Genomic DNA, 10125 nt, shown 5'->3' on the forward strand with positions numbered 1-10125 from the left:
AACTCCTTAACGTTCCCAAGCTCAGGTTAGTTAGCGTTTGGTATGGTTAAAACCCCTTCATGGGTGATGTAAATTGGTAAGGAAAAGGTGCCTAGATCCAATTTAACTTTTAAGGTGTAACCGATTGGCGTTTCACGTGGTTTCAGTAAATCGGCAAATAACCTAAGACCACCAAACAAGTCGGCTTTTACATTAAGTTTAATATCCTCCTCACCATAAGCTGGCACTATCGGAAGTTGATTAGCCACACCAGAAAACACCTTGTTGCCTTCAATACTTGCGGTATATGACATGCCTTCTAAATTCAATGCAATGTTATTTGGATTAACCACTCGTAAGCCAATTTCAAAAGTGGGATTTATAATACCTCCTGGCAGTATCTTAAATGAGTTAACACTGACTTGAGGCTTCTCGAAATTAGGGTTTAAAGCAGTACATCCAGACAATATAACAAAAACAATAATCGCCATATACGATGTTAAAATCGGTTTCATGTTAGTTCCCTTTAAGTTTGCAAAGACTGTAACGCTAAAATAAGAGTACAACAACTAAGGTCTATCCATCTTTCGTTTAGCATGACAAACCTAGAGGACAATGAGTCAGTAACTATCTCCCCACTTATTTTAACAACACCTAAAAAATCGTAAATCCTATACATTTACCGATACTTTATACTACTCAGCTACTGTTCTAGTTACTATTGATATAGGCTGCTGATTAGCGTGTTCACTATATAGAAGTCAGAATGAATAAACGTTATCTAATCATCTCACCTGTTTTATTAATGCTTTGTGCCTGCGGCGGTGGAGGCGAAACAGCTCAAGTTCAAACTCCAGTAGAAGTTGCCCTGCCCGATACTCCCACTAATCCTGTAAGTGACGTTGATAGTCCAAACATCCTATTAATCATCTCCGATGATCAGGGTTTAGACGCTTCTGCACAGTACAATCTCAGTCAAAGTTTACCTTCTACTCCCACATTAGATAGTTTGGCGACAAACGGCTTAGTGTTTGATAATCTATGGGTAACGCCGGGATGTACCACCACCAGAAGTGCTTTAATTACAGGTAAATATGGCAGCAATACTGGTGTACTGGCAATTGGTGATGAATTGCCCGGCAGCGAAGAAGTATTACATGCCTATATAGCTAACAATGAAAAAACGGCTCACTATCAATCAGCATTAATTGGTAAGTGGCACTTAGGCGGCAACGGTGTCGCAAGTTCTCACCCTAATGATATGGGTATACCTTACTTTGCTGGTTCATTGGTGGGTGCTATTCCTGACTATTCAGCATGGACATTCACCACTAATGGTCAAAGTGAACAATCAAATGTATACAATACAACGCAATTAACCAACTCAGCTATTGATTGGATTCAACAACAATCATCTCCTTGGTTTTTATGGTTAGCCTATATTGCTCCTCATTTACCCATCCATTTACCCCCTGCAGATTTACACAGCCAAAACTTATCAGGCACGCAAACTGATATAGAAAACAACCCAAGAGCTTACTATTTAACTGCCATAGAGGCCTTGGATACAGAAATAGGCCGTCTACTCGATTCAATGAGTGAAGAGGAACGAGATAACACCCTAGTATTTTTTATTGGTGACAATGGCACCCCTGGCCAAGTGGCAGATACAACGGTATACGTGAATGGTAGCAAAGGCTCACTTAGCCAAGGTGGTTTGGCCGTGCCGATGATAGCGTCCGGTAAAGGCGTAACCCGGCTAAATGAAAGAGAAAGTGCTCTGATCAACGCCACTGATTTTTTTGCCACCATCGCACAACTATCGGGTAGTGACGTCAATCAAATTCACGATAGTATTAGTTTTAAAGAGTTATTAAGCGATGAATCTAGCGCAAACAGACAGTACAACTATGTGGAGTTTGAAAGTACCCGAGAGACTGGTTGGGCAATTCGTAATCAACAATATAAATTAATTGAATATAGCGATGGAGAGCAAGTATTGTACGATTTGCAGAACGATCCACTAGAGAAATCAGAGCTGCTAAGTAGTGGAGGAGATTATTCTCCGATTCTCTTAGAGTTAGTTACCGAGCTGGATAAAATTCGCTGAATGTAATAGCGTTGCCCGTCAGGACGTTAAATTTTTGCTAAAACTAACGTGCAACCTTTTGTTTAATCACCTGCACCAACCGCTGCTTAACTTGCGGAGTGAGGCCTAAACTGACTAAAAATGAAGAAAACGCAGAGATAAATACAATGCTCTTGAGGATCTTAAAACCGGTAAATAACATGACAACCACTAAAATAGCAGCATAAGCCAAACCAATCATACCGAGAAAGAAGCACATACCTTTAAGGTCTTTGTTCATTCTATTATCCTTTTTGCATCAACCATGTACAGTTTAGTCAGATAACCACAAATGTCATTTAGTAAAATGTTACAGGGTATTCGAAGCATTAGTGGAATCTGTTATTCTAAGGTTAACTTAGATTCTGTTTAAAAAACTCAATCGTACGTGACCAAGCAAGTTCAGCTGCTTTTGGTGCATAACGGCTGGTAGAGTCATTGTGGAAACCATGCTGCGTGTTAGGATAAAAATGCGCTGTATAGTTAACGTTATTAGCTTTCAAAGCCGCTTCATACTCAGGCCAAGTAGCATTCACCCGTTTATCGTTTTCTGCAAATTGGAGCATGATTGGCGCTTTGACATTTTTTACTAGATCACCCTTTGCTGGTGTACCATAAAATGGCACTGCGGCATCGATAAGCTCCGGCGCAGCAGCTGCCAGCATATTGCTCACATATCCGCCAAAACAAAAACCAACTACACCTAATTTGCCGGTGCTGGAATCGTGTTTTTTCAGATAACTGGCAGCCGCTATAAAATCTTGATCAATTTTTGCTCTGTCCATGCTGCGCTGCATACTTCGGCCATCATCGTCATTACCCGGATATCCGCCTAAAGGGAAAAGTGCATCCGGTGCAAACGCGATAAAGCCTTGTTTAGCTAAACGTCTTGCTACATCTCGTACGTAAGGGTTGAGTCCTCGGTTTTCATGCACCACTAACACAGCCGGTGCTTTACCATTCATGTTGCTGGGTACAACCAAATAGCCTCGACCTTTACCATGTCCATTCGGTGAATCAAATTCTTGATAGGTAGCTTTAATGTCACCGTCGTTAAAGGAAACTTGTTCTGCCAATGCGTAATTCGGTGTAAGAGCACTTGTCACTGCACCAAGTGTTAATCCCACAACGGATAATGAACCTAACCGGCCTAAAAAGGTACGGCGGTCAATATCACCATGAGCATAATCGTCATACCAGTCAAAGGCTTGTTGCGGAATTTTTTCTGGTGAGATGTGTGACATTGTTTTCTCCTAGTTAACCAATACGAATGAATAATTGTATACCAGCGTAGTCTAATCGTGCCGAGATAGATCAATTTTAAGCTGCCTGTTAAGACAAAAGCCCTTTCAGAGATAGTTCATTCAAAATATTCTCACACTTTTGTTTAAAAGTGTCTCTAAGCAACCTCACAGCCGGTGTAATAGATTGACGGCTAGGACAAATTATCCATAATTCTGTGACTCGAGGTGTAAATTTTGGCATCACACTCACCACTTTGCCTGATAACAGATCGGCCGATACATCCAAACAAGATTTAACCGCTAAACCTTTACCAGAAGCACACCAACGGCTGACTAGTTCTCCATCATTAGCAGCTCTGTCGCCGCTCATTTTGATTTTAAATTGTTCACCGTTACAGGAAAACGCCCATTCGTTATGGATAATGTCGTGCAATTGATAAAACAGCCCGTTGTGACCGGACAAATCATAAGGGTGTTTTGGTATGCCATGTTGCTCAAGGTAAGACGGTGCAGCGCACAGTAAACTGGGTACGTCGCATATTTTAAACCCATATACATTTGCGTCTTTGGGTGAACCATAACGCAATACAATATCCACTGGGTCTCGATAAAAATCGACTGTACTATCACTAATGTGGGCTTTTAAACTAAGCGCCCTATGGATGTGCATAATCTCATCTAACCAAGGAATAGCCAAATTACGCCCTAGGTCTGAAGACAACCCTATACGTAGTTCACCTTCTACCACATCGATATCACTCTTTACATTTTGCTTAGCGAAGTCGAGGGTAGCCAAAGCTTGCTCGCAGTGGGGTATGTATCGTTCTCCTGCGTTTGACAGCCTGAGTTGCCTGGTAGTACGAATAAATAAGTCAATACCTAAGGCCTTTTCAACACGCTTTAGGGCGGCACTGGCGGTAGCTGTTTGCATATCTAGGCTTACCGCTGCCGCAGTGATGCTGTGAAATTCAGCCACTTTTAACACTACCTGTAAATCTTCTATTAACATATTGTCAAAAATAATTTGATAATGATTCAATGATTATGCTGTTTATTATAAACAATTCAAGGACTATGCTTTGCCCAAGTTAATTATCAACTGGAAAACAAATATGAAAGCGATTGGATATACCTCATCACTACCTATCTCAGATGAAAACTCTCTGATAGATATTGAACTACCCAACCCTATTACAAGCGGACGGGATATTTTGGTTAAAGTTAATGCCATAGCCGTCAACCCAGTAGATTACAAAATACGTCAGAACGTAGTTTCAACTGATGGTAGTTTTAAAGTAATAGGTTGGGATGCAGTGGGTGAAGTCGCAGCAGTTGGTAACAAAGTTAGCCAATTTAAATTAGGCGATAAGGTTTATTATGCGGGTGATCTTAATCGTCAAGGCAGCAACGCTGAATACCAATTAGTAGATGAGCGGATCGTAGGTTTTAAACCTAATAGCCTGTCTGATGCGGACGCCGCAGCTTTACCACTAACCACGATTACTGCATGGGAATTATTGTTTGAGCACTTATCTATTAAACAACAAAATCCAGATGCCATACAGAAAACTGATGAAGTGATTTTAGTCGTAGGCGCAGCGGGTGGAGTGGGTTCAATTTTACTGCAACTAGCAAAGACCTTAACTGGCGCAACAATTATTGCAACAGCTTCAAGGCAAAGTTCGCAAGATTGGGTTAAGAAATTAGGAGCTGATTACGTAGTCGATCACACTCAAGCTTTGCAGCCACAAATTGAAGCACTCAGTATTGGTCAAGTGACTCATGTCGCAAGCTTAAATGGGAGTCCAAAATATATGGATACTTACACCGAATTACTTGCTCCATTTGGAAAAATTGCATTGATTGATGATCCCGGAGCATTTGATATAACTCTCCTCAAAGCAAAGAGTCTTTCACTTCACTGGGAGTTTATGTTCGCCCGCGCAATGCATCAATCAACAGATATGATGGAACAAAGTCGCTTACTTAATCGAGTTTCTGAGTTAGTTGATAAAGGTTATATACAAACCACAACAGGTAAAAATTTGGGCTTAATTAATGCTGCTAACTTAAGAGCCGCACATGCAGAACTAGAATCAGGTAGCTCAATTGGCAAGATTGTGTTGCAAGGCTTTTAAACACCAACCAACTTTAGAATGGAATAAATATGACAACACTTACTATCGTCGCCAATATAAAAGCCGAAGCCAACAAAATTGATTTGGTAAAAGAACAACTAGTTAAATTGATCGATACTACTCGCGCTGAGCAAGGATGTATCAACTATGATTTACACCAAGATAACAACAATCCAGCACATTTTGTATTTTACGAAAACTGGGAAAGTCGTGAGTTATGGCAAACGCATATGGCCAATCAACACTTGCAAGACTATATGACTGCAACAGATGGCGCAGTCGAAGAATTCACCTTAAATGAAATGGCAAAAATCGCTTAATTTCACTCAATTATAGCCAATCCTAGATTGGCTATAATTCTATTCAAACGCCCCAGAAACATCTCACCTACAGCTTGTTTACAAAACCCACTATAGTCGTAAAGTTTACGGTACTTAAGTACTTAAACTACCAGTAAATTGATCTGTCTGATGACCTAACAATATAAGCCTAAATCTGTAGAATCCGCGCCTCTCCTAATCAGACCGATTTTTAGCCAATTATTTATATAGAGGTATGGCAGTGAATTTTCCGACCCACAGATTTTATGAAGACGTATTGGCACTGTTTTGTGCAGGTGTATTGGTATCTTTTGGTGTGGTGTTGTTTGGTACCCATAATTTACTGACTGGTGGTACAGCAGGCATTGCGATAATTGGCACACACTTAGTTGATTTGAACTTTGGATTGTTATTTTTTTTAGTTAATTTACCCTTTTATTACATTGCTTGGACACAGCTGAGCAAACGTTTCACCATTAATACTTTTATATCAGTGACTATGGTGTCAGTGATGACCGAGCAAATGCAAAATCTGATCAATATTCAGAGTATTCATCCAATATTTGCCACTGTCGCTGGGGGAATGTTAATTGGTGTGGGTTTGTTAATTATGTTTAGACATAAATCTAGTCTAGGCGGTTTAGGTATTTTAGCCCTTTACCTACAGAACAAATTTAACATTCGAGCGGGCAACTTCGGTTTATTGGTAGACTCGGTCATTCTGACTTCCTCAATCTTTATCTTTAGTATTGATTTGGTGATTTTATCTGTCATCGGTGCCATCACGCTTAACTTACTAATTGCGGTAAATCATAAGCCAGGTCGCTATCAAGCTTATGTTGAATCAAAGAAAACTAAGACTATTGATAAAGATGCTACCTTAGAAGAAGAGTTATTAGGTGTCATTGATTAATATAACACTAACGTTCAAAAATAATATTAAGCGCATATTTCAACTTCTCACAAACTGTTCTTAACACAAATAAAAAGGCCAAAGTGTAAGTACTTACTTTGGCCTTAATCTATACATTATATAACAGTATAATGGTTACCAAGCTAAAATTGATGACATATATATTTTAGCTCAAAGCCCTTAACATCCACGCTGTTTTTTCATGCACACGCATTCTGTCTGAGACTAATGCTGCAGTGGATTCGTCGTTTGCTTGTTGCGCCGATGCTAATACCGTACGACAGGTTTTTACCACTGTTTCATGACCGGTCAACAAAATTTTGACCATCTCAGTTCCGGACGGTACGCCGTCTACTTCTTGAATCGAGCTCAATTTAGCAAAGGCTTTATAGGTCCCAGGTGCGACCACATCTAAGGTACGAATACGCTCGGCAATATCATCAACTGCCAAAGCTAATTCGGTATAATGTTCTTCGAACATTAAGTGTAATTCTCTGAACTGCGCACCGGTAACATTCCAATGAAAGTTATGTGTCTGAAGATATAAAGTATAAGAATCAGCTAATAGACACTTTAATCCTTGAGCGATTATTTCCCTGTCTTTTTCGTTGATACCAATATTGATAGTACTCATTGTTTGCTCTCTTTTTGAGGTGAGAATGTCAGCAAACAATAGTCGTTATGAGGTTTAATGGCTAATGAGAAATATCAAACAATCCAATCGCTTTATCTAATCAATACATGCAACTGCAATAGTTTATCTGTATTAAACTGCAAACAATTGTTGGGGATCCTGAAATGCCTTAAATTCTAAAGCATTACCACTGGGATCAAGAAAAAACATAGTCGCTTGCTCACCTGTTTGTCCTTCAAATCGAATATATGGCTCAATAACAAACTCGACTTTAGCGGCGCGTAATTTGTTTGCCAACGCTTGCCAATTTTTCCAGTTTAATACCACGCCAAAATGAGGAACTGGCACAGCATGATTATCCACCTCATTATGTTTAGGCATACTTGGCATCTCAGTCACAAGATGGGTTACTAGTTGGTGCCCAAAAAAATTCCAATCAACCCACTGTTCAGAGCAGCGACCTTTTTCACAACCTAGCAAGCTACCATAGAAAGCTGTGGCTTGCTCTAAATCAATTACGGGTATAGCTAGATGAAATGGACTAAGTGACATTAAGGTTCCTATATTAATTTTTTAAGTAACTTAAATTTCTTGTCAGTGAAAGGAGGATAACGTAACGGCACGTCAAACCAAAAACTACGTTTCATCACAGCTTTTAAATGACTAAAATTATCAAATCCAATTTTTCCATGATAGGCACCGGTACCACTATTACCAACACCTCCGAAGGGTAGGTTAGGATTAGCAGCAAACATAAAGCCATCATTAATACACACCATACCGGCACTAGTTGAATCTAAAACTTGTTGTTCAAAGTCGCTATTTTTACTGAACAGATATAAGGCTAGGGGTTTAGCTCGCTCATTGATAAAGGGTATAGCTGCCTCAATATTTTTAATTGTTACTATTGGCAATACCGGACCAAAAATTTCTTCCTGCATTATGCGGCTGTCATGGGCGGGATTGAGCACAATAGTTGGCTCAATATATTTATTGGCTACATCATGTTTGCCACCATGCACAACATCTTGGCTGTCCAAGTAACTGACAATACGCGCTAAGTGACGCTCACTTACAATACGACCATAATCTTGGCTAGTAGCTGCGTCAGCACTATAAAATTCTGTGATTTTGTTTTTAATTGCTTCAATAAGTTTGGCGGAAAATGCCTCTTCAACCAGCACATAATCTGGTGCCACGCAGGTTTGTCCTGCATTCATCCATTTGCTCCAGACAATTCTGGCTGCAGTCACATCAAGATCAGTCGAGCTGTCGACAATACAAGGGCTCTTACCACCTAACTCTAGGGTAACGGGTGTTAAAAATTCTGCTGCAGCACGCATGACTATTTTGCCCACTACTTCGCCACCGGTGTAAATAATATGATCGAACTGATGTTTAAGTAATTCAGTTGTTTCGGCTACCGCACCCTCTACGACCGCAAAGGTCTCATTATCCAAATATTGGGGGATCAATTGTGCAACCAACTTAGACATATTGGCTGATAATTCTGAGGGTTTAATAACCGCACAGTTTCCAGCGGATATTGCAGCAACTAAGGGAGACAGCACCAACAACAATGGATAATTCCATGCACCGATGATTAAAATGCTGCCTAGAGGCTCTGGCAATATATAACTTTTAGCTGGCTGGGCCACAATAGGAGTTGAAACTTTGCGTGGCTTCATCCACTTTTTTAAATGTTTAAGCGAATGATCCACCTCGCTGATCACTCCGCCTAACTCAGCCGTCCAAGACTCCATATCACAACGACCAAGATCCTGTTGCATGGCGACAAAAATTTTATCTTGCTGCTCAACCACCATCTTTCTGATTTGTTTGAGTTGTTCGATACGCCAATCAATAGTTTTGGTTTTACCTGAAGCAAAAGTATTTTTTACCAACTGAATTTTAGGCGCGATATCTGAGATCGACGGTAACTGAGAATCATTCGAAAGTGGTGCTGCTTGCATGGAATACCCGTAACAATTGTACTTTATATACTCATGTTACCTCAGAAAATACCAAGAGGATCAATCAAAACACGGTAAAAGGTACAAATACATAATATAAATTTGAATAGTAGTGATTTACTGAAATCCCAAACGCTGTAACAAAGAAACCAAACTAGTAGGCGTGACAGGTTTAACTAAGAAACCTTCTGCACCATCCTCGATGGCTTGTCGAATATTATTATCTGAACTACTCGCAGAACACATCACCACTTTACTACTTGGGCTTTTAGCTCGCAGATGTTTAAGTAGCTCCAAGCCGTTCATTGAAGGTAGATTGATATCAACTAGTATCAAATCAAAAGTAACATGTTGGACTTTTTCTATTGCCACTTCCGCACTGTCTGCGGTTTCGACAAATTCGTAACCCATACGTTTAAGCACCAAGCTAGAAAACGTACGTATGGCTTCTACGTCATCTATAACTAAAATATTTGTTTGATTCACCAGCATCCAACTTTTTATCTTTTACAAGATACTTTTGTCACAAAAAATCAGCAAAAAAATACTCCATTGCTTTTGTTCAGTGAAGTACATCGTTTTAATCAATAAAAAGGTAAACTGAATGGGTATATTAAACTTCTAAGTTGAGTTCTAAGGTTTGGTTTTGCTAGGATTGTGCATCAACCTATTTCGGATAATTATACTAAGGTGAGGAATGTTGAATTACCTTAGTTTTTGGCTATGTTTGTATTAACTGTTGTTGAACACTAAACATACTGTTTTTATTGAACTTTTCATCATTGTCCAAATATCT

12 protein-coding genes are annotated in these 10125 nt (G+C 39.7%); 4 read left to right on the forward strand and 8 right to left on the reverse strand.

Annotated features, from left to right (window positions below; all coding sequences use genetic code 11):
* Nucleotides 1–26 precede the first annotated feature (26 nt).
* Nucleotides 27–494, reverse strand: coding sequence for an LEA type 2 family protein (locus QZ488_RS03790; RefSeq protein WP_293746386.1), 468 nt, complete (start codon nt 492–494; stop codon nt 27–29).
* Between the two features lie 251 nt (nt 495–745).
* Here QZ488_RS03790 and QZ488_RS03795 point away from each other — a divergent pair, with 251 nt between their 5' ends.
* Nucleotides 746–2089: a sulfatase-like hydrolase/transferase gene (locus QZ488_RS03795; RefSeq protein ID WP_293746387.1), complete on the forward strand. Its 1344-nt coding sequence runs from the start codon at nt 746–748 to the stop codon at nt 2087–2089.
* Between the two features lie 43 nt (nt 2090–2132).
* On the opposite strand, the gene QZ488_RS03800 is transcribed toward QZ488_RS03795, so the two are convergent.
* The 3 genes from QZ488_RS03800 to QZ488_RS03810 form a co-directional block, all read right to left on the reverse strand.
* On the reverse strand, nt 2133–2348 hold the full coding sequence (locus QZ488_RS03800) for a hypothetical protein (RefSeq protein WP_293746388.1): 216 nt from the start codon (nt 2346–2348) through the stop codon (nt 2133–2135).
* A gap of 112 nt (nt 2349–2460) precedes the next feature.
* A complete protein-coding gene (locus tag QZ488_RS03805; protein ID WP_293746389.1) occupies nt 2461–3351 on the reverse strand; it encodes a dienelactone hydrolase family protein in 891 nt (296 codons plus the stop codon).
* A gap of 88 nt (nt 3352–3439) precedes the next feature.
* Nucleotides 3440–4360, reverse strand: a complete 921-nt coding sequence (locus tag QZ488_RS03810) for a LysR family transcriptional regulator (protein ID WP_293746405.1) — start codon at nt 4358–4360, stop codon at nt 3440–3442.
* Nucleotides 4361–4463: 103 nt separating this feature from the next.
* Here QZ488_RS03810 and QZ488_RS03815 point away from each other — a divergent pair, with 103 nt between their 5' ends.
* The 3 genes from QZ488_RS03815 to QZ488_RS03825 all read left to right on the forward strand — a co-directional run bounded on the left by QZ488_RS03815 (nt 4464) and on the right by QZ488_RS03825 (nt 6722).
* A complete protein-coding gene (locus QZ488_RS03815; RefSeq protein WP_293746390.1) occupies nt 4464–5489 on the forward strand; it encodes a zinc-binding alcohol dehydrogenase family protein in 1026 nt (341 codons plus the stop codon).
* A gap of 29 nt (nt 5490–5518) precedes the next feature.
* Nucleotides 5519–5809, forward strand: coding sequence for a putative quinol monooxygenase (locus tag QZ488_RS03820; protein WP_293746391.1), 291 nt, complete (start codon nt 5519–5521; stop codon nt 5807–5809).
* A 235-nt stretch (nt 5810–6044) separates the two neighbouring features.
* Nucleotides 6045–6722, forward strand: coding sequence for a YitT family protein (locus QZ488_RS03825; protein ID WP_293746393.1), 678 nt, complete (start codon nt 6045–6047; stop codon nt 6720–6722).
* 166 nt (nt 6723–6888) lie between these two features.
* On the opposite strand, the gene QZ488_RS03830 is transcribed toward QZ488_RS03825, so the two are convergent.
* The 4 genes from QZ488_RS03830 to QZ488_RS03845 form a co-directional block, all read right to left on the reverse strand.
* The gene (locus QZ488_RS03830; protein ID WP_293746395.1) at nt 6889–7356 is read right to left on the reverse strand and encodes a Dps family protein; all 468 of its coding nucleotides are present in this window, start codon (nt 7354–7356) and stop codon (nt 6889–6891) included.
* Between the two features lie 132 nt (nt 7357–7488).
* Entirely contained in the window at nt 7489–7908 is a 420-nt protein-coding gene (locus QZ488_RS03835; RefSeq protein ID WP_293746396.1) for a VOC family protein, read from the reverse strand.
* Nucleotides 7909–7916: 8 nt separating this feature from the next.
* Nucleotides 7917–9329, reverse strand: coding sequence for an aldehyde dehydrogenase family protein (locus QZ488_RS03840; protein ID WP_293746397.1), 1413 nt, complete (start codon nt 9327–9329; stop codon nt 7917–7919).
* A 117-nt stretch (nt 9330–9446) separates the two neighbouring features.
* A complete protein-coding gene (locus QZ488_RS03845) occupies nt 9447–9815 on the reverse strand; it encodes a response regulator (RefSeq protein ID WP_293746399.1) in 369 nt (122 codons plus the stop codon).
* Between the last annotated feature and the right edge of the window lie 310 nt (nt 9816–10125).

The organism is uncultured Paraglaciecola sp. (genome assembly GCF_913020055.1).
Taxonomy (GTDB): Bacteria; Pseudomonadota; Gammaproteobacteria; order Enterobacterales; family Alteromonadaceae; genus Paraglaciecola.

Excerpts from the sequence above, each read along its gene's own strand:
- QZ488_RS03790 (WP_293746386.1), bottom strand. The coding sequence starts at position 494 with ATGAAACCGATTTTAACATCGTATATGGCGATTATTGTTTTTGTTATA.
- QZ488_RS03795 (WP_293746387.1), top strand. The coding sequence starts at position 746 with ATGAATAAACGTTATCTAATCATCTCACCTGTTTTATTAATGCTTTGT.
- QZ488_RS03800 (WP_293746388.1), bottom strand. The coding sequence starts at position 2,348 with ATGAACAAAGACCTTAAAGGTATGTGCTTCTTTCTCGGTATGATTGGT.
- QZ488_RS03805 (WP_293746389.1), bottom strand. The coding sequence starts at position 3,351 with ATGTCACACATCTCACCAGAAAAAATTCCGCAACAAGCCTTTGACTGG.
- QZ488_RS03810 (WP_293746405.1), bottom strand. The coding sequence starts at position 4,360 with ATGTTAATAGAAGATTTACAGGTAGTGTTAAAAGTGGCTGAATTTCAC.
- QZ488_RS03815 (WP_293746390.1), top strand. The coding sequence starts at position 4,464 with ATGAAAGCGATTGGATATACCTCATCACTACCTATCTCAGATGAAAAC.
- QZ488_RS03820 (WP_293746391.1), top strand. The coding sequence starts at position 5,519 with ATGACAACACTTACTATCGTCGCCAATATAAAAGCCGAAGCCAACAAA.
- QZ488_RS03825 (WP_293746393.1), top strand. The coding sequence starts at position 6,045 with ATGGCAGTGAATTTTCCGACCCACAGATTTTATGAAGACGTATTGGCA.
- QZ488_RS03830 (WP_293746395.1), bottom strand. The coding sequence starts at position 7,356 with ATGAGTACTATCAATATTGGTATCAACGAAAAAGACAGGGAAATAATC.
- QZ488_RS03835 (WP_293746396.1), bottom strand. The coding sequence starts at position 7,908 with ATGTCACTTAGTCCATTTCATCTAGCTATACCCGTAATTGATTTAGAG.
- QZ488_RS03840 (WP_293746397.1), bottom strand. The coding sequence starts at position 9,329 with ATGCAAGCAGCACCACTTTCGAATGATTCTCAGTTACCGTCGATCTCA.